An 18,979-nucleotide genomic window follows, 5' to 3' on the forward strand; every position below is an offset into this window, starting at 1 on the left:
GCGAGTGCGAGTATGAATGCTGTTGATGAATTTTCTAGAACAAGAGTAACTCTTGGTTTTGCTGCACAACAATACGGTTTTGAAGTAATACCATCTTTTGCTTCTGGAATAACAATTACGTCTTTAGCGTGTGATGTTAGGAATGTTAAGCCTGGGTGTCTTTTTATTCCTGCAAATCGCGTAGATAAAAGACAATTGGAAGCTGCTAGAGATGCTGGAGCATACGCAGCAATGGTTACTCCAGAGTTTAGGTCCGAAGCGATGAGCGTTGGTATTCCACTTTTAGTTTCTTCCAACAATCCAGTAACTTTGGGTAAACTTGCTTGCGATGTTAATAATGACCCATCTTCTTTTATAGCGACTTTTGCGGTTGCTGGCGATGATGATGACGAAGTCTATGCAAATGTTATACGTTTAGCTGATTTTCTTCATATGCTTGGCAACCCAATTGGTGTTATAAGCGCTGCAGGGTCTAATTCTCTTCAGCGAGAACTGGATTTAGAATATCCGCTTGGAATAGTGGATATTCAGCACAATTTGTCGGTATGCGTAGAAGATGGTGCTGCAGCTGTTGTTATAGCGCTAAATTCTGCAACTCTTAAAAAAGACGCTTTGCAATCTGTAAACATTGATGTTCTTGGAGTTGAAAGCAATAATGCGCTCGCAATGGCAGGAAGTCTCGATTTGTATAAGTCAGATTCCAGCTCGCAAGCTATTGAACACAGTGGTGGCGATTTGGCATATGATTCAAGCTTTGCAAATTCAAAAGATAAGTCGCAAGCAAGCGGCACATTAGAAGCCAAATCTAAAGTGGATGCTAATTCAGAAGATTCGCAAGATTTGCATGACTCTAAGTCTAAAGAATCATCGGAATCACTTATATATAGTAATAAAAAAGATGATTCTAAGATTGATTACAAGAACGATTCCAAGATTGACGAATCAAGCATAAAATCTGCGCGCCCTGTAATGAGTTTTTATAATTTACAACAAAGGTATGGATTTATAAGTCACGAAAGATCTTATTGTGTAATGCGTTCTAGGGAATCAGATGAGCTAGCTGCATTAGCAGATCAAATCGGCGGCAAAAGTGTTAGTAAACATCTTTCTCTTTCAATCGCAATGGTTCTTGCTGCTGGTGTTAGAAGAGGAACAATTAAGAGCGCGTTGCGAGTATCTCACGAACTAAAATAGAAACCAATATTTAAGAGCAGAAAATGTTTTCAATAGAGCAAAATAGCAAGCAAAATAGCAAGCAAAATAAAATTACAGACACTGTTTTTACGCAAGATAGCACTCATATGATGCCTATGAGCATTAAAGAGGTGGCAGATGCTGTTAACGCAAGCGAGCTTTTATGTGGTTCGTCGGCATCTTGCGATTCTGTAAAAAGCACCGATATTGTTAATTTCGCTACAAGTGATTCGCGTAACGTTGCTTGCGGAGCGGTATTTATTGCTATAAAGGGCGAGCGAGTAGACGGACACGATTTTGTTCAAAAAGCAGCTCAACTTGGAGCCAAAGCTGCGATTGTGGAACATGCTGTTTTGCTAGATGAAAGTGTGCAAAACAAGATTGCTCAAATCGTTGTTAAAAATTCGGTTGAAGCGCTTGGACTTTTAGCAAAACATAATTTAGTTCGCCGCCGCGCGCTAAATACGCCGTTTAGCATTATTGGCATAACTGGTTCCGTTGGAAAAACTACCACAAAAGATATGCTTAATGCTTTGCTTTCAACGCTTGGCAATACAGTTGCGCCCGTTGGGTCTTTTAATAACGAGATTGGATTGCCATTAACGTCTTTGCGTGTAAACGAGAATACGCGATTCCTTATTGCGGAGATGGGTGCAAATCATGTTGGAGAAATTGCAATGCTCACAACTATTGCGCCTCCAGACTTATCGGTTGTATTAAAAGTTGGTGTTGCTCATTTGGGTGAATTTGGATCTGTAGAAAAAATTGCGCAAGCTAAGAGTGAGATTGTTAGGGGACTTTTGCCTCATGGTGTTGCAATTTTGAATGCAGATGATTTTCGTGTTGCGTCTATGAACAAGCTGGCTGATCAAGATAAAGTTCGCTGGTTTGGCTTAAATGCTGATAATAATGGCAATTTTGATGCATCGAATAATGGTAATTATCAATTGCGCGCGCAAGATATTTCTTTAGACGAAAGTGGTTGTGCAAAATTTACGATTATCGAAAGCGAAAAAATCGCAACTAGCGAAAATAGTGCGACTAGTGAAAATAGTGCAACACTACATCTTGCGCTTCCTGGCGCGCACAATGTTATGAATGCTCTTGCTGCATCAAATGTTGCACGATATTTTGGAATGAGTCTTAAAAACATTGCTCTAGTTTTGAATAAAGTTTCGCGTATTAGCCCGCATCGTATGCAAATTTCTGTTATTTGCAAAGATGATAGAAAGTTTACACTTATTGACGATTCATTTAATGCAAATCCAGACTCTATGAAAGCAGGAATTGACGGATTATGCTCTTATGAGTCAAATGATTCTTCTAATTCCGCTAACTCTTCTAGCTCCGACGATTCTGCAAATTCTGCCGATTCTGCCAAATCTTCATCCACTAAACTTTTTAGAATCGCTGTTTTAGGCTCAATGTTGGAACTTGGAAAAGACGAATATAACATGCATGAGTCTATAGGAAAATATGTTGCACAAAAGAATATTGACGCAATAATTTCCGTTGGATCTTCCACGAGTGAAAAATTAGATGAATTAGCTTCTTGCATAGCTAAAGGTGCTAGAGATAATTGGCAAAATAACAGAAATAACAGAAATAACATTGTAAATAAGTATCAAAATAACAATGTTGATGCTAAAAACAACGTGTACTTTGTGCATGATTGTATTGAGGCGAATAATATTGTTTGGAGTCTTGTGGGTGAGCATTCTAGTACTGTTGTGTTGTTAAAGGGGTCTCATGCTTCGGGGCTGAGTGTTTTGGCTGAAAGCTGGGCTAAACTTAGTAAGAGTCTTAACGCTAGCCTTAACAAACATACGGAGGTTAACCTGTGATTGCGCTTATTGTGGGAATAGTGGTTTCGCTAATAGTCACTATTGTTGGCACGCCGCTTTTAATCCGCTTAGTACACCGATTAAATTACGGACAATACATTCGCCAAGACGGTCCGCAATCACATTTAGTTAAGCGAGGCACGCCTACAATGGGCGGTGTTGTTATTAATCTTGCTGTTGTGGTTGGATGGGCTGCATCTGCTTTGTACAGGTATTTTTCTGTTGGCAGAACGCCTTCTTGGTCTGCAGTTCTTGTTCTTTTTGCAATGCTTTCAATGGGCTTTTTAGGTTTTATTGATGATTTTGCAAAGGTTAGAAAAAAGCAAAATCTTGGCCTTTCTGTGCGAGCAAAGTTATTTGGTCAGATTATTTTTGCAAGCATTTATGCGCTTTTAGCTCTTATGTTGCCAACTCAGTCGGGCATTGCAAGCGCGCAGCCTGGCATGAGTTTTATAGAAAAGCCATTCTTTGATTTCTCTATGTTTGGAAAAGCAATAGGAATCGTAATTTTTATTGTTTGGGTAAACTTTTTAATGGCTGCATGGTCTAATGCAGTAAATCTTACAGATGGATTAGATGGTCTTGCTGCTGGATCTTCTATGATTGCCTTTGCAGGATATGCACTTATCGCTTTTTGGGAAAGCTACCATGTTAAAGGCGGCGGCCACTTTGGCTTCTCTTACGCCGTCTCGGATCCGCTTGATTTAACAATTATTTCTGTTTGTGCTGCCGTTGCTTGCTTTGGATTCTTGTGGTACAACTCAAATCCTGCTCAAGTGTTTATGGGAGACACTGGCTCTTTGGCTTTAGGTGGCCTTTTTGCTGCGCTTTCCATTGCTACTCACACAGAGTTTTTGGCTGTTATTTTAGGCGGACTGTTCGTTGCAGAAACTTGCAGTGATGTGATTCAGGTTGGCTGTTTTAAGTTAACGCATAAGCGCGTGTTCAAAATGGCGCCAATTCATCATCATTTTGAGCTTGTTGGATGGGCAGAAGGCAAAGTTGTTGTTCGTTTTTGGATGATTGAGCTTATGTTTGTTCTGTCTGCGTTGATGACGTTCTATGCGGATTGGGCAGGCCGTTCTGGATTGTTGATTTAGGGTGATTATATGAGCAATGTTGCAAATGATTTGTGCAAGGAGTTCTCTTTGCACAATGAGTTCCCATTCCATAACGTTCTTGTAGCAGGATTAGGCGTTTCTGGCATAGGAGCCATGGAAGTGCTTAAAACTGTTGGCGCTAATGCGATTAGCGCAGACGAGCGTAAGGAAGAGGCGCAAATCCACGATTTTTCTAAAATCGATTGGAACACGATTGATGCTGTTGTAACATCGCCAGTTTTTAACCCTAGAACGCCTTTTATTCTAGAGGCTCAAAAGCGCAATATTCCAGTCATCAGCGAAGTGGAGCTTGCGTGGCTTGTGCGCGTAAAGTCGCTTAAAACAAGTCTTCCAGCTGCATGGATTGGAATTACTGGAACAAATGGAAAAACATCTACAACAGAGATGACTTCCGATATGCTTACAGCTTGCGGTCTAGATGCTCCTGCAGTTGGAAACATTGGCAAGTCTGTTTCTTACGCTGCGCTAGAAAAAGAACACGATGCGTTATGTGTTGAATTAAGCTCTTTCCAACTTCATTTTACTAATTCCTTAGAGTTGGATTGCGCTGCGATTACTAATATTGCGGCTGACCATTTGGATTGGCACGGTGGCATTGAAGCTTACGCAAAAGATAAGTCGAAAGTTTTTAATGGCGTTAAAAAAGCGCTTGTGTACAATGCTCAAGATTCACGAGTTAGCGAATTAGCAAAAGTTGCACAAGTAAAAGATGGTTGTAAAAAAATTGGTTTTACACTTTGCGCGCCAAAATGCGGAGAAATAGGCGTTGAAAATGGTTGGATTGTAGACAAAAGTGGCGTTTCTGGTGCAAAAGTTGGTGATCCAGTCAAAATAGTAGCTCTAAAAGAACTAAAACACTTATGCGAGCCAGATGGAAGTGTGTATCCTCATCTTCTTTCAGACGCGCTAACTGCACTAGCTCTAACTCTTGGCTTAAAACAAGACGTTGAAAATGCAGTTAAAGCATTGTGCAACTTTGCTCCAGGAGGGCATAGGATTCAAACTGTTGCAACGTTAAATGCTAAAGATAGTCTTCCAGAACACGCGATTCGTTTTGTGGACGATTCCAAAGCTACTAACGCTCATGCTGCTGCCGCTTCTATTTCTAGTTTTGGCAAAAAATCCGTAATTTTGATTGCCGGAGGCCTTGCAAAAGGTGGCCATTTTGAAGATTTAGTTAATCAAAATCGTAGTATTATTAAGGCTGTTGTTGTTATTGGACTAGATCAAAAGCCGATTGTAGAAGCGCTTAATTTTAAAGGCCAGGGTATTCCTGTAACAATAGTTTCTGCGAATGGCGAAGGTTTCGAATCTTTTGATTCTGTAGATGATCGCGTTCTTAAAGAGGTTGAGAACTCGCCAGTTCTTAGCGCGGATTCTACTTTGGGTCAAAAAGTTATTTCTACAGCTGTTCAAGCTGCTGGAAGGTACGCGCAGCCTGGAGATGTTGTTCTTCTGGCACCAGCATGCGCTTCTATGGATCAATTTGTTTCTTACGCAGATCGTGGCAATCGTTTTGCTAAAGAATCTGAGCGATGGGTTAAGAGCCATGAATGAGAACAATAAAAAAGCTAGCTCATCAAGTTCTAGAAGCCCTAAAAAGCTTAAAAAACGCGGTTTTGGCATTTTTGGCAGTAAAGTGGAGTCTTCAAATAATGCTTTTGGCGTTAAAGAAACATTTAGTGATAATACAAAGGCTTTTAAGCAATACGTTGGTATTCGCAGTATTTTTAACCCATTGTGGTGTCTTTTTGGACTAAGAATATCTGTTGTAATATTAACCGTTTTTGGCTTATTTATGGTGTTTTCAAGCTCGTCGGTAACGATGATTACTTACGGAGCTGGCCCTTGGGGTTCTGGAATGAGCCAACTGTTTTATTGCGTTATTGGTCTTGCTGGATATTTGATTTTTTCACATCTTCCTGTTGATTTTTATAAAAGCAGGATTATTACCATTTACGCAATATCGGTTTTTATGCAATTTTTGACTTTTGTTCCAGGTATTAGGCACGAGGTTAATGGTAATGCTAGCTGGATTAAAATAGGCCCGCTTACAATGCAACCAGCGGAAATCACCAAACTTGCTATATGCATTTGGCTACCAATGGCACTTATTCTTGCAAAAAAGGCTTATAAGCGTGTTGCTATGCGCGCATATATTCCAACAGTTGTAGCTTTGGGTGTTTCGGTTCTTTTAGTTGTTGCAGGCAAGGATCTTGGTACCGCTCTTATTATTTTGCTTATTGCTGTTGTGGCGTTTTATGTTGGAGGATTCCCTACAAAATGGCTTGTTGTGGCCCTTATAACGGCTTGTGCAGCAGTTTTATTGCTTGTTGTGACTAGCCAAAATCGTATGCGTCGTATTCTTGCTACGATTCATGGATGCGATGCAAAGTCGATTAGAGGCGTTTGTTTTCAGTCGATTCATGCGCAATACGCAATGGCGTCTGGTGGAATAATGGGAGTTGGCATAGGTAATTCTAGAGAAAAGTGGAATTATTTGCCGTATGCTCACAACGATTTTATTTTTGCAATCATTGGCGAAGAGATGGGCTTTATTGTTGCTTCTTGCGTAATCCTTCTTTACATTGTAATTGGATGGTGCTTGCTAACTTCTGCCTTGCAATCAACAAATAAGCTTGTTTCAATATCTCTTATTAGCATTGCTACTTGGATTGTTGGCCAAGGACTAATAAACATTTTGGTTGTTGTTCAGATTTTGCCAGTTATGGGCGTTCCTATGCCATTTGTTTCCGCAGGTGGATCTTCTCTTGTTATGTGTCTTCTTGCGATGGGTGTTGCGGATAGTTTTATTAAGAGCAATCCGAACATAAAATTTGGGAATAAATGGTCATTAAAGCGTGCAAAATCGCGGCAGCAAAGTGGTGATTAATCAGCTCAATAATAAACAAGTGTTAATCAAAAACAAGTGTTAATCAAAATTGAGAAAGTATTATAAAATTATAAAATCCGCTTTTCGTAAAAATTTTGTTTAATTTATATTTAATTGTTAAGTCATATATTAAAGTTTTAAGTAGATTAGTTCTGATTGGGATTTATGATTGGGATTATCAAATAAGCAGATTGAGGTGGCTGAATTGGTGCAAGATCAATATAAAGATAGCAATTCTTTGCATGTTGTTCTAGCAGGCGGGGGCACTGCTGGTCATGTTAATCCTCTTCTTTCTGTAGCGCATGCGTTAAAAGATTTAGATGAGTCGGTAGAAATCAGTGTTATTGGCACTAATGCTGGTTTAGAAAAAACGCTGGTTCCTAAGGCGGGGTTGCCATTAGATGTTATTGAAAAAGTCCCATTCCCTAGAAAACCTAATCTTTACATGCTTAAGTTTCCTTTTAAGTGGATTCGCGAAATGCGCAAGGTTGCTAAGATTCTTGAGCAAAGGCATGCTAATATTGTTGTTGGATTTGGCGGTTACGCGTCTGCGCCAGTTTATGCACAAGCGCATAGAATGCATTTGCCTATTGTGATTCATGAGCAAAATGCGCGTGCTGGAATGGCAAATAAGCTTGGAGCGCGTTGGGCAAGCATGATCGGATGTGTTTACGATGGCACTGGTTTAATCGCAAGGGCGGCGTCGAATAGCAAAGCTATAAGAGTTGGTCTTCCTCTTAGAAAATCCATATCCGATTTATGCGCAAAGATTACTCAAGACATTGATTTAGCTAGATTTGAAGGCGCTAAAAATCTTGGACTAGATCCTAGCAGGCCGATTATTCTTGTAACTGGCGGGTCTTTGGGCGCTAAAAGCATTAACGAAGCTGTATCTATTGCTGCTGGCGATTTACTAAAATGCGCGCAAATCGTTCATCTTACAGGTAGCGGAAAATCTAAAGAAGTTAAAGATAATGTTGCGCGCTCGGCTGGTCTTAATCAAATAAATGACATTAAGCCAGAACATGCAGGACTTGGTGATTACCATATTTGCGAATATTTAGAGCGAATTGATTGGGCTTTTGCTTGCGCTGACTTGGTGATTTGTAGATCGGGAGCAGGCACTGTTGCAGAAGTATCTGCGATTGGCGTTCCAGCAGTTTACGTGCCTCTTCCAATTGGAAACGGTGAGCAGCGATTTAACGCACAACCTGTTGCAAACGCAGGGGGAGCGATTATTGTAAACGATTGCGATTTTAGCGATGATTGGATTCGCGCAAACGTGTTGAAATTGCTTAATAACCCAGACGAGCTTTGCAAGATGCGCGAAAAGGCTTGGAAATACGGCATTCGTAATGCTGCAAGAGTAATGGCAGAGCATATTCTTAAGATTGCAAAAGAAAGCAAAAAATAATCATGGAAATTAATATGAACCCTATTTGTGCTGCTTTTAGTAAAGATCAAACTGTAAATTCTTTAGGTTCTGTGCATTTTATTGGCATTGGCGGCGCTGGAATGAGCGTTTTAGCAGAGATGTTACATGAAGAAGGCGTTAGCGTAAGCGGATGCGATAGTAAAGAAAGCGACCACACAAGTCGCTTAGAAGAACTCGGCATAAATGTGCAAATTGGTCAAAGTGCAAGCCATGTAAAAAATGCAGATATTCTTGTGTACTCTAGCGCGATTAAGCCAAATAATCCAGAAGTAGTGGCGGCTGCGCAAAATGGCGTAAAACTTGTTCACAGAAGTGACATTTTATCTTTACTTTTAAGCTCTAAAAAAGGTGTGACTGTTGCGGGAGCGCATGGTAAGACTACAACAAGCTCTCTTTTGGCTCATATTTTGAAAGTTTGTGGTAAAGGCGATTTAGCAGACCCGAGTTATGCGATTGGCGGTTCGATTCAAGCGCAGGGCGGCGGCGAAGTTGACGGAGGTCATGCTGGTTGCGGAAGTGTTATGGTTGCGGAGGCGGATGAATCCGACGGCAGCTTTGAAAAATACAATCCATATATTGCAATTGTTACAAACGTAGAAGCGGACCACCTAGACCATTATGGAAATACGCAAAATTATCGCGCAGCGTTTGTTGAGCATTTAAGCCACGCTCTAGGATTTATTGTGATTTGTGCAGACGATGATGGCGCTTGCGCTGTTTTAGAGGATTTAAGCGATGATTCTCTTAAAAAAACAATCGCATACGCAAGTAGTAAGAATAGTGTTTCTTGCTTAAGTAATAGAGTAAAAAGCCTTGTAAAGTTTGCGTTTATTAATCACGAAAGCGAGCAGACGGGTAGTGGCAGCGAGTCGTTTGTTATTGACTTTAACGGCGATTCTATAAGCGTTAATCTTATGATTCCAGGCTTGCACAATGCTAGAAACGCGTGTGCTGCGATCATTGCAGCAACACTTTTGGGCATGAATCCTAAAGATGCAGCAGATGGAGCTGCGAGCTTCCTTGGTGCTTCTAGAAGATTTGACATTCGCGGATGCGTTGGCGGAGTAACGGTTGTAGACGATTACGCGCATCATCCTACAGAAATCGACGCTCTTTTGCGCGCCGCAAGAAGAAGGTATCCAGATTCTACGATTCGCGTGCTTTTCCAGCCACATCTGTTTTCTAGGACGCGCTCTTTTGCGCGCGAATTTGCTTCTGCTTTATCTCTTGCAGATGACGTAATCGTAACTGGCATTTTCCCAGCTCGAGAAAAGCAGGAAGATTTTCCAAATATTCACGCTTCGACTATTGTTAACGCAGCTAAAGAATGTGCGCTTAATTGCAATATTGAAGCTGTAGAAGACATGAGGGATGGCGCTTTAATGCTTGCTCGCCGAGCTAATAGTGGAGATGTACTTTTTACGGTTGGTGCTGGAAGCATTACCACTATGACGTCTGTTATGCTAGAAGAGTTACGCTTAAAGCAATAAGCTAAATGGGCAATAATAGTCGGCAAACAAGCGATAATAAGCAATCTGTAAAGTCGCAAATAAAGTAGTAAATAAAGTCGCGTATAGATGCAAGTGGAAGTAGGTGAGTGATAGCTATGGGTCGAATGATTTTTGGCAAGTCTGCCAGCAATGATGAATCCAATGAGCCTAATAATCCTAATGAATCTGCTAGTTCTATTAAGCATACTAGGTCTATTACATCCACTTTTGCTACGACTGATAATTTCCCTAAGTCTGATAATTTCCCTAAGTCTTCTAATTTTTCTAAGTCTACTAATCTTGATGCGCATAGAAGGTCAATTCAATCCAATCTAAACTCACAAGATTCTACAAGATTAGCTAAAAATGATTTATCTAATAGCAAAAAAGCGACTACGAGTAGCTCGTTAGAAAATCAATTTTCTAAAAATGCTTTTGTAGATGCAAGAAGACTTTCCGTAGTTGATTTTGTAAAGCAAACGTTAAAGTCTAGTTCTGGTCCTCTTGGAATTGCATCTAGACCTAAAGTAATAGATTTTAGCGCTCGCGAAAAAGAAAAGAATTTTGCTAAAATACGTACCATTTTGCTGCGATTTGCCTACGCTTTTCTTGCGTTTGCGTTAATCGCTTTGCTTTGTTGGATGCTGTTTTTATCTCCATTTTTCCGTCTTGATTCTAAAAATATACGCATTTTTGGTTCTAACGAATGGGTGAGTGAACAGAAAATTGCGTTAATCGCGTCTAATCAGGTAGATAAGTCACTGTTTTTAGTTTCTTCTCAACAAATAATTGAGCAATTAAATAACATACCTGGCGTAACAGAAACAAAGGTTGTAAAGCAATTTCCGCACGGTTTGCAAATAACTGTTCGTGCGCAAAAGCCTGCTGCAATGCTTAAAGCAAAAGATGGCGAAAAACTTACAGCTGTAGATGTTAAAGGTAGAGTCTTAAACGCTGTTCAAAACGTCTCTACTAGCGGAATACCAGTTATAGAAGTTAGCGACGTTAGTAAAAGTCTAAACAGTAGAGCTGTTAAGGAAGCGTTGAAAATTGTAAGCTCGCTTTCTCAAGATTTTAGGTCTCACGTTATTCGTGTTAGTGCAAAAACGCAGGATTCTGTTGAAACAGATGTTTCTTACCCTGGTCCAAGCGGAGACGTTCATAGGATTGTTGTTTGGGGAGATTCTTCGGATTTGGAGCTTAAAAAGGCAATTGTGGAAACGATTATTAGCGATCCAAGTAAAATCGGCAATCGTCAGCTTTTGGATGTTTCTGCTCCTGCAAGGCCGATTCTTAAGTAGTTTGCTTGAGTAGCTTGTTTAAGCGGTTTTTAATTGTCAAGCAAATGTGTATAATAATAGTTTGTGTGTGCCAACGGCGTGCCTTATGTAATAGGCGTGCTGGTTGGGATATCCCAAGTGCCAAAGATAGCGCGCAGTAATGCGTGGCTGGAGGCGCAAGGGCCATCGGGCCGGTGGACTGTGGCTTTTCTCTTTAACCGATTCAGGTTTAAGGTGTGCTGCAGTGCTGCGGTTTCACCAAATAGAAGACATTAATGAATCGGAGAACTTAAGTTGCCTACGATTGAACAACTCGTCCGTAAGGGACGTCAGGCCAAGCCTAAGAAGTCAAAGACTTTGGCCTTGAAAGGTAGCCCGTTGCGTCGTGGCGTGTGCACTCGTGTGTACACAACCACTCCTAAGAAGCCAAACTCTGCGCTTCGTAAGGTTGCTCGTGTGCGCCTCAGCTCGGGTATTGAAGTAACCGCCTATATTCCAGGCGAAGGTCATAACTTGCAGGAGCACTCCATTGTGCTTGTGCGCGGTGGCCGTGTGAAGGATCTCCCAGGTGTGCGTTACCACATTGTGCGTGGCGCTCTCGATACCCAGGGTGTTAAGGACCGCAAGCAGGGTCGTTCCCTGTATGGAGCAAAGAAGGCGAAGTAAAACATGTCACGTAAAGGACCTGCAAAAAAGCATCAGCTGCTTCCTGATCCAATCTACGGCTCGACCGTCGTGGCTCAGTTGATTAACAAAATTCTTCTCGATGGCAAGAAGTCCATTGCAGAAAACATCGTCTACACCGCTCTTGAGCAGGTGAAGGCAAAGACCGAGCAGGAGCCAGTTTCTGTTTTGAAGCGCGCTCTCGATAACATTCGTCCAAGCCTCGAGGTTCGTTCCCGCCGCGTTGGTGGCGCAACCTACCAGGTGCCAGTCGAAGTTAAGCCTGCTCGTGCAAACACTTTGTCGTTGCGCTGGCTTACAGACTTCTCCCGCGTTCGTCGTGAGAAGACTATGGCTGAGCGTTTGGCTAACGAAATTCTCGATGCCTCCAATGGCTTGGGTGCTTCTGTAAAGCGCCGCGAGGATACCCACAAGATGGCAGAAGCAAACAAGGCTTTTGCTCACTATCGCTGGTAATCCACAAGATAATCGGTATCTTAAAGAGCTAAGGATAATAATATGGCACAAGATGTGCTTAACGACCTTAATATGGTTCGTAACATCGGCATCATGGCGCACATCGATGCTGGTAAGACTACTACCACCGAGCGTATTCTTTACTACACTGGTAAGAATTACAAGATTGGTGAAACTCACGATGGCGCTTCTACCATGGACTTTATGGCGCAGGAGCAGGAACGCGGTATTACTATTCAGTCTGCTGCAACCACTTGCTTCTGGCAGCGTCAAACCCATGACACAGATGACCGCTATCAAATCAACATCATCGATACACCAGGACACGTTGACTTTACCGCCGAGGTAGAGCGTTCTTTGCGTGTTCTCGACGGTGCTGTTGCAGTGTTCGACGGTAAGGAAGGCGTGGAGCCTCAGTCCGAAACCGTTTGGCGTCAGGCAGATAAGTATAGCGTTCCACGTATTTGCTTCATCAACAAGATGGATAAGTTGGGCGCAGACTTCTACTATTCTGTTAAGACCATTAAGGAAAAGCTTGGCGCTAAGCCACTCGTTATTCAGCTTCCAATCGGCGCTGAAAACGACTTCCTTGGTGTTGTTGACTTGATTCGTATGAAGGCTTACGTTTGGAATGACGTTAAGGACGATATGGGTGCCCACTACGACACCGTTGACATTCCTGCCGACTTGCAAGAGCGTGCAGAAGAATATCGTGCCGAGCTTATGGATCAGGTTGCAGAAGCCGACGAAGAGTTGCTTGAGAAGTATCTTGAATCGGGAGAGCTTTCCGAAGAAGAGATTCGCATGGGTATTCGCAAGCTTACTATTGCTCGCGAAGCCTTCCCAGTAACTTGCGGTTCTGCATTTAAGGATAAGGGTGTTCAGCCAATGCTGGATGCTGTTGTTGACTTCCTTCCAAGCCCAGAAGATGTTCCATCTATTAAGGGCTTTGATCCAAGCGATGAATCTGTTGAGATTGATCGTAAGCCAGTAAATACAGATCCATTTGCTGCATTGGTCTTTAAGATCTCCACTCATCCGTTCTACGGCAAGCTTGTGTTCGTGCGCGTGTACTCTGGCGAAGTTAAGCCAGGCGATTCCGTGTACGATTCCACTAAGAGCAAGAAGGAACGCGTTGGTAAGATCTTCCAGATGCACGCAGATAAGGAAAATCCTGTAGATTCTGCAGAAGCTGGAAACATTTACACCTTCGTTGGTTTGAAGAACGTTAGCACGGGCGATACCTTGTGCGACGAGAAGAGCCCAATTTCCTTGGAATCCATGACATTCCCAGATCCTGTTATCGAGGTTGCTGTGGAGCCAAAGACTAAGGCAGATCAGGAAAAGATGAGCTTGGCCTTGGCTAAGCTTTCCGACGAAGATCCTACCTTCCAGGTTAAGACCGACGAAGAATCTGGTCAGACTTTGATTTCTGGTATGGGCGAGCTTCAGCTCGACATTATTGTGGATCGTATGCGTCGCGAGTTCAAGGTTGAAGCGAATGTTGGTAAGCCACAGGTTGCTTATCGCGAAACCATTCGCAAGGCTGTTATGAACCAGGAATACACCCACAAGAAGCAGACTGGTGGTTCTGGTCAGTTCGCAAAGGTTTTGATGAACTTCGAGCCAATCGATCCAGAATCTGGCGAAGTCTATCAGTTTGTTAACGAGGTCACTGGTGGCCACATTACTAAGGAATTCATTCCTTCCATCGACGCAGGTGTGCAGGAAGCTATGGAATCTGGCGTTTTGGCTGGCTTCCCAGTGGTTGGCGTTAAAGCAACCGTTACCGACGGTCAGACTCACGACGTTGATTCTTCGGAAATGGCCTTCAAGATTGCAGGTTCCATGTGCTTCAAGGAAGCTGCTCCTAAGGCTCACCCAGTAATCCTCGAGCCAATTATGGCCGTGGAAGTTCGTACTCCAGAAGAGTACATGGGCGACGTTATGGGCGATTTGAACTCCCGTCGTGGAAACATTCAGTCTATGACCGACGCTACTGGCGTTAAGGTTATTGACGCTAAGGTTCCACTGAGTGAGATGTTCGGCTACATTGGTGATCTTCGTTCCAAGACTCAGGGACGTGCAATGTTCACCATGCAAATGGACTCTTACGCGGAAGTTCCAAAGGCTGTTTCGGACGAGATTATTAAAGCCCAGCGCGGCGAGTAAAAGCGCACGCTACTTCGGTGTTTTGTGTCCCTAGTCAACGCTAGAATTTCGTACGTTGACTGGGTTCTGGCACCGAAGTGGCACCTAACCCAGAAACCCAGTAAATATGTAGCTAGAGGCTTCACATAAGAGTGTGAAGCGAACTACGAGACGTCCAGGAGGACAAACACATGGCAAAGGAAAAGTACGAGCGTACTAAGCCGCATGTTAACATTGGTACCATTGGTCACGTTGATCACGGTAAGACTACCTTGACCGCGGCTATTTCTAAGGTGCTTCATGGCGAATATCCAGATCTGAACCCTCAGTATGACTTCGATCAGATCGACGCCGCTCCAGAAGAGAAGGAGCGCGGCATTACCATTAACATCGCCCACATCGAGTATCAGACGGATGCACGTCACTATGCTCACGTGGACGCTCCAGGCCACGCTGATTACGTTAAGAACATGATCACTGGTGCCGCTCAGATGGATGGCGCAATCCTCGTGGTTGCTGCTACCGACGGCCCAATGGCTCAGACCCGTGAACACGTCTTGCTTGCTAAGCAGGTCGGCGTTCCAAAAATTCTTGTTGCTTTGAACAAGTGCGATATGGTTGACGACGAAGAGCTTATCGACCTCGTTGAAGAAGAGGTTCGTGACCTCCTCGACGAAAACGGCTTCGATCGCGATTGCCCAGTCATCCGTACTTCCGCTTACGGCGCTTTGCATGATGACGCTCCAGACCACGACAAGTGGGTAGAGACCGTCAAGGAACTCATGAAGGCTGTTGACGAGTACATCCCAACCCCAACTCACGATCTTGACAAGCCATTCTTGATGCCAATCGAAGATGTGTTCACCATCTCCGGTCGTGGTACCGTTGTCACCGGTCGTGTTGAGCGTGGTAAGCTCCCAATCAACACCCCAGTTGAGATTGTTGGTTTGCGCGATACTCAGACCACCACCGTCACCTCTATCGAGACCTTCCACAAGCAGATGGATGAGGCCGAGGCTGGCGATAACACTGGTCTTCTTCTTCGTGGTATCAACCGTACCGACGTTGAGCGTGGTCAGGTTGTGGCTGCTCCAGGTTCTGTGACACCACACACCAAGTTCGAAGGCGAAGTTTACGTCTTGACCAAGGACGAAGGTGGCCGTCACTCGCCATTCTTCTCCAACTACCGCCCACAGTTCTACTTCCGTACCACTGATGTTACTGGCGTTATCACCTTGCCAGACGGCATCGAAATGGTTCAGCCAGGCGATCACGCAACCTTCACTGTTGAGTTGATCCAGGCTATCGCAATGGAAGAGGGCTTGACCTTCGCAGTTCGTGAAGGTGGCCGTACCGTTGGCTCTGGTCGTGTGACCAAGATTCTTGCCTAGTATTTTCGATTTTCTAGTCTGAAGATATTAGCTAATCTTTAAGAGACCCCGTAAGTTTTCTTGCGGGGTCTCTTTGTTTTCTGTGTTTTTCGTATTTTATTCATTTTTATGTAATTGTTCCAGATGGTTACTAAAATAGTGACTTGCGGCTTGTGGCTGCGTTTACGAGTTAACATTTATTTTTAAGTTGTTAAATAAGAAGGTTGAGTTTATGCCTGGGGTTATTGGCAGGTTGGTTAATCGTATTAAAAGTGGTTTAACGGCTAAAGTTTTTAAGCTGTTTGTTGCTTCGATTATTGCTGTTTGCATGCTTTTTGGCATAATGCCAGCTTGTGAATCTCACGCAGCTTTTGCGCAAAATACGTCTGGGGGGGGGGGCTGCGTTAACTGAGCCTTCTGCATCTAGTAGTGGTAGTGGCAGTGTAGTCAAGCAAGAGAAGCCAGAAGACCCAAACAATTTATTCGCTAATAATCCAAAGCTTAAAGAAGCTCTTTATTATAGGGTAAAAGCAGATAGTGACGTTAGTGTGCCTGATTCTATAGATAGATGGCATCCTACAGAATCAGATATGGCAAGAGTTAAAAAGTTAGATTTAGAAAATTGGAAAATTGATGATGTTAGATTTTTAAAGTATTTTCCAAATCTTGAAGACCTGAATTTGAGTGAGAATACTATAAGTGATATTTCTCAATTGCCTAGTCTAAAAAATCTTAAAAAATTGGATTTGCGTCGTAATAATATAAGTATTATTCCTGTGTTAAATGGTTTGCCAAATCTTGAATCTTTGGACATAAGTGAAAACAAAATTAGTAACGTAGACAATCTTGCTAATCTTTGTGCAGGCAAGCTTATAAATGTTAAAGCTGAAAAAAATAATATTACGAATATTGATAAAATTTATCCATATGCTCTTGCAAAGAATACAGCTTTTTATAATGATTTTCATAGCGATACTTCTAACTTATATGAGAAAAAGTATGATAGTCTGTATGATTTTTCTAACCAGCGCATTGAAAAAAATATAACTACTCAGCAGGCTAAAGATGGGTATAACTATAGTCAACTTTTGAAGTCAAGTATTAAAGATGAAGAATTTACATTTTCTTATAATTATGCTTATGCGGGTAATACAATCGAGAGGAATAGACACTATACTCCTATTACAGATGAGTTAATTCGTATTAATAAAAATGATGGGGTTAAATTAATCGATTTTAATTTAAAGAAAAAAATGGGAATGGATATGTACAATGGAACCAGTGATGTTCATCATGGTCCAGACTTTAGATTTAATGGAAGGCTTCTTATACGTCAATATGTAATTAAACGTATAAATATAGAAGTTAGTTTTGGTCAGTCAATTGATTTTAAGAATGCGCTAAAAAATAGTGAATTATCAGGCTACAGCGGAAAAATAAGCGATTTAGGATTGGAATTTTGTGGATATGATTCCTGGGGAGGTTACGTCAATTTTAATGCGCCTGACAATCAGACAGCCTTTTTCCCTGGTAAACAAACTTTTGAATTTCCTGTATGTTACAAAAACGGTGATATTAAGAATAATATAGAAGGCTACCATCCAGTTGATAATTTTACTTTTATTGTTAATGCGAAAACTATGGCTGAAACGTGGTCTGCTAAAAGCAGTGATGTGAAAATTGATGATATTGATGCGGCTAGCAAAAATCCGCCTGCTAAGCAGCCAACTGTAGAGTCTATTAAAACGAATGTTAAAAATCAGATTGATAAACTGTTTGGAAAAGATGGTTCGCTTGAATATCCTGTTATTCCAGATAATCTGAAAGTTCCTGCATGTTATTCGTGCGATCCTAATGAATCTGAAGATGAATGTTCAAATGTTGACCAAGATGAATGTGCTCCATACAACGGATTCGATCCTAATAACAATCCTAATTACTTCAACGATGATGGTGAAGAAGTCTCTGTGTTTAAGAATATTGGTGATTACTACTATGAAAATTGTTATGATGTAGATAATCCAGATGCTTGCACTCCAAAGTATTATTACAAGGCGCCTACGGTTACGGTAGGTAATTTTGAAATACCTACCGTAACTAGTGAAGATCAAACTGTTAATGTTCCTGTTACGGTTACTTATGTTGATGGATCGCAGTGTAAGTTTAATGCAAGCTTTGTTGTGAAGGCAACGCAGCCGCAACCTCAGCCGCAGCCGCAGCCAGGTCCTAAGTCAGTTCCGCAGCCAACGCCAACGCCTGTGCCAACGCCGCAACCGCAGCCAGAACCTCAGCCTCAGCCAGAGCCTACTCCGCAGAATCCGCCTGTCACGCCTGCACCTGCGCCAACTCCAGATCAGCCTGAAACCCCTTCGGGTCAATCACACATGACGGAACCAGAGATATTGCCTAAGCCATATTTGAACATAGACGTAACACCTGATTCAAACATAGGCACAACGCCTAATACTGGTTCAGAAAATAGCAATACGCCTAATCCGTACCTTAATCAAAAGCCAGATGCTTCTAGTAATGGTGCATCTAAAAATGGTGTAGCTTTTGCTAAGTCTGCTAATAGGCACAAAACTGCTGCTGGAATTAACTCCGCATCGCATAAATCGCGTGGAACTATTCCAGCAACTGGCTCTGAGTCGTCTTTAATAGCGATTGTTGCAATTCTTAGCATATTGCTTGGAGTTGTTGCTATTTGTAAATGCAAATTCAAGCAATATATTTTGTAAAAATAGGTGTGTGGGCGCAAGCCTGTAAGTATGCGTAAGCATGTAAATATGTGCAACACTGTAATTGTGTGTAACCCTGTAAATATGGATGCATAAGTTTTATGCTTGAATCCCCGTATTTACAGGCATAATTCCCAAAGCTAGGTAGGCAGTAGGAGATGTGCCTAAATACGAAAAAACCCAAGCCGCAAAGCTTGGGTTTTGTTTGTGCCCCCTCAGGGATTCGAACCCTGGACACGCTGATTAAGAGTCAGCTGCTCTAGCCAACTGAGCTAAAGGGGCGTTGGCGTTTTCTTGAGCCGAGTAATAACTATACTCAGAAT

General features: G+C 42.3%; 14 protein-coding genes and 1 tRNA gene. 14 read left to right on the forward strand and 1 reads right to left on the reverse strand.

Annotated elements, in window-relative coordinates; all coding sequences use genetic code 11:
* Positions 1–12 precede the first annotated feature (12 nt).
* The 14 genes from HXT23_RS01100 (at position 13) to HXT23_RS01165 (ending at position 18,656) form a co-directional block, all read left to right on the forward strand.
* Positions 13–1,194, forward strand: a complete 1,182-nt coding sequence (locus HXT23_RS01100) for a hypothetical protein (protein ID WP_016635779.1) — start codon at positions 13–15, stop codon at positions 1,192–1,194.
* A gap of 23 nt (positions 1,195–1,217) precedes the next feature.
* Complete coding sequence (locus HXT23_RS01105; RefSeq protein ID WP_422112941.1) at positions 1,218–3,038, forward strand: UDP-N-acetylmuramoyl-tripeptide--D-alanyl-D-alanine ligase; 1,821 nt, start codon at positions 1,218–1,220, stop codon at positions 3,036–3,038.
* The gene (mraY, locus tag HXT23_RS01110; protein WP_016802455.1) at positions 3,035–4,138 is read left to right on the forward strand and encodes a phospho-N-acetylmuramoyl-pentapeptide-transferase; all 1,104 of its coding nucleotides are present in this window, start codon (positions 3,035–3,037) and stop codon (positions 4,136–4,138) included. The genes HXT23_RS01105 and mraY overlap by 4 nt, the downstream gene beginning before the upstream one ends.
* A gap of 9 nt (positions 4,139–4,147) precedes the next feature.
* A complete protein-coding gene (gene murD / locus HXT23_RS01115; RefSeq protein WP_422112942.1) occupies positions 4,148–5,716 on the forward strand; it encodes a UDP-N-acetylmuramoyl-L-alanine--D-glutamate ligase in 1,569 nt (522 codons plus the stop codon).
* On the forward strand, positions 5,709–7,052 hold the full coding sequence (locus HXT23_RS01120) for an FtsW/RodA/SpoVE family cell cycle protein (protein WP_422112943.1): 1,344 nt from the start codon (positions 5,709–5,711) through the stop codon (positions 7,050–7,052). Before murD ends, HXT23_RS01120 begins: the two co-directional genes overlap by 8 nt.
* A gap of 208 nt (positions 7,053–7,260) precedes the next feature.
* Positions 7,261–8,466, forward strand: a complete 1,206-nt coding sequence (locus HXT23_RS01125) for a UDP-N-acetylglucosamine--N-acetylmuramyl-(pentapeptide) pyrophosphoryl-undecaprenol N-acetylglucosamine transferase (RefSeq protein WP_032815327.1) — start codon at positions 7,261–7,263, stop codon at positions 8,464–8,466.
* A 2-nt stretch (positions 8,467–8,468) separates the two neighbouring features.
* Positions 8,469–9,977, forward strand: a complete 1,509-nt coding sequence (murC, locus tag HXT23_RS01130) for a UDP-N-acetylmuramate--L-alanine ligase (RefSeq protein ID WP_422112944.1) — start codon at positions 8,469–8,471, stop codon at positions 9,975–9,977.
* Positions 9,978–10,093: 116 nt separating this feature from the next.
* Positions 10,094–11,278: a cell division protein FtsQ/DivIB gene (locus HXT23_RS01135; RefSeq protein ID WP_422113069.1), complete on the forward strand. Its 1,185-nt coding sequence runs from the start codon at positions 10,094–10,096 to the stop codon at positions 11,276–11,278.
* A 273-nt stretch (positions 11,279–11,551) separates the two neighbouring features.
* Complete coding sequence (gene rpsL, locus HXT23_RS01140) at positions 11,552–11,923, forward strand: 30S ribosomal protein S12 (protein WP_003813881.1); 372 nt, start codon at positions 11,552–11,554, stop codon at positions 11,921–11,923.
* Positions 11,924–11,926: 3 nt separating this feature from the next.
* The gene (rpsG, locus tag HXT23_RS01145) at positions 11,927–12,397 is read left to right on the forward strand and encodes a 30S ribosomal protein S7 (RefSeq protein WP_004127577.1); all 471 of its coding nucleotides are present in this window, start codon (positions 11,927–11,929) and stop codon (positions 12,395–12,397) included.
* Between the two features lie 42 nt (positions 12,398–12,439).
* Positions 12,440–14,569, forward strand: coding sequence for an elongation factor G (fusA, locus tag HXT23_RS01150; protein ID WP_004130136.1), 2,130 nt, complete (start codon positions 12,440–12,442; stop codon positions 14,567–14,569).
* Between the two features lie 170 nt (positions 14,570–14,739).
* On the forward strand, positions 14,740–15,939 hold the full coding sequence (gene tuf / locus HXT23_RS01155; RefSeq protein WP_102704959.1) for an elongation factor Tu: 1,200 nt from the start codon (positions 14,740–14,742) through the stop codon (positions 15,937–15,939).
* 211 nt (positions 15,940–16,150) lie between these two features.
* Positions 16,151–16,330 (forward strand): hypothetical protein, encoded by a 180-nt coding sequence (locus HXT23_RS01160; RefSeq protein ID WP_415680552.1) that lies wholly within the window; start codon positions 16,151–16,153, stop codon positions 16,328–16,330.
* A complete protein-coding gene (locus HXT23_RS01165) occupies positions 16,290–18,656 on the forward strand; it encodes a leucine-rich repeat domain-containing protein (RefSeq protein ID WP_422112945.1) in 2,367 nt (788 codons plus the stop codon). Before HXT23_RS01160 ends, HXT23_RS01165 begins: the two co-directional genes overlap by 41 nt.
* A 208-nt stretch (positions 18,657–18,864) precedes the next feature.
* Here HXT23_RS01165 and HXT23_RS01170 read toward each other — a convergent pair.
* Positions 18,865–18,938 (reverse strand) — tRNA-Lys (locus HXT23_RS01170).
* Between the last annotated feature and the right edge of the window lie 41 nt (positions 18,939–18,979).

The organism is Gardnerella sp. DNF00257, from assembly GCF_049262745.1.
GTDB lineage: Bacteria > Actinomycetota > Actinomycetes > Actinomycetales > Bifidobacteriaceae > Bifidobacterium > Bifidobacterium piotii.

Coding starts and splice junctions, on each gene's coding strand:
- HXT23_RS01105 (WP_422112941.1), top strand. CDS start 1,218: ATGTTTTCAATAGAGCAAAATAGCAAGCAAAATAGCAAGCAAAATAAA.
- HXT23_RS01160 (WP_415680552.1), top strand. CDS start 16,151: ATGCCTGGGGTTATTGGCAGGTTGGTTAATCGTATTAAAAGTGGTTTA.
- HXT23_RS01100 (WP_016635779.1), top strand. CDS start 13: ATGAATGCTGTTGATGAATTTTCTAGAACAAGAGTAACTCTTGGTTTT.
- murD (WP_422112942.1), top strand. CDS start 4,148: ATGAGCAATGTTGCAAATGATTTGTGCAAGGAGTTCTCTTTGCACAAT.
- fusA (WP_004130136.1), top strand. CDS start 12,440: ATGGCACAAGATGTGCTTAACGACCTTAATATGGTTCGTAACATCGGC.
- tuf (WP_102704959.1), top strand. CDS start 14,740: ATGGCAAAGGAAAAGTACGAGCGTACTAAGCCGCATGTTAACATTGGT.
- murC (WP_422112944.1), top strand. CDS start 8,469: ATGGAAATTAATATGAACCCTATTTGTGCTGCTTTTAGTAAAGATCAA.
- HXT23_RS01135 (WP_422113069.1), top strand. CDS start 10,094: ATGGGTCGAATGATTTTTGGCAAGTCTGCCAGCAATGATGAATCCAAT.
- rpsG (WP_004127577.1), top strand. CDS start 11,927: ATGTCACGTAAAGGACCTGCAAAAAAGCATCAGCTGCTTCCTGATCCA.
- HXT23_RS01120 (WP_422112943.1), top strand. CDS start 5,709: ATGAATGAGAACAATAAAAAAGCTAGCTCATCAAGTTCTAGAAGCCCT.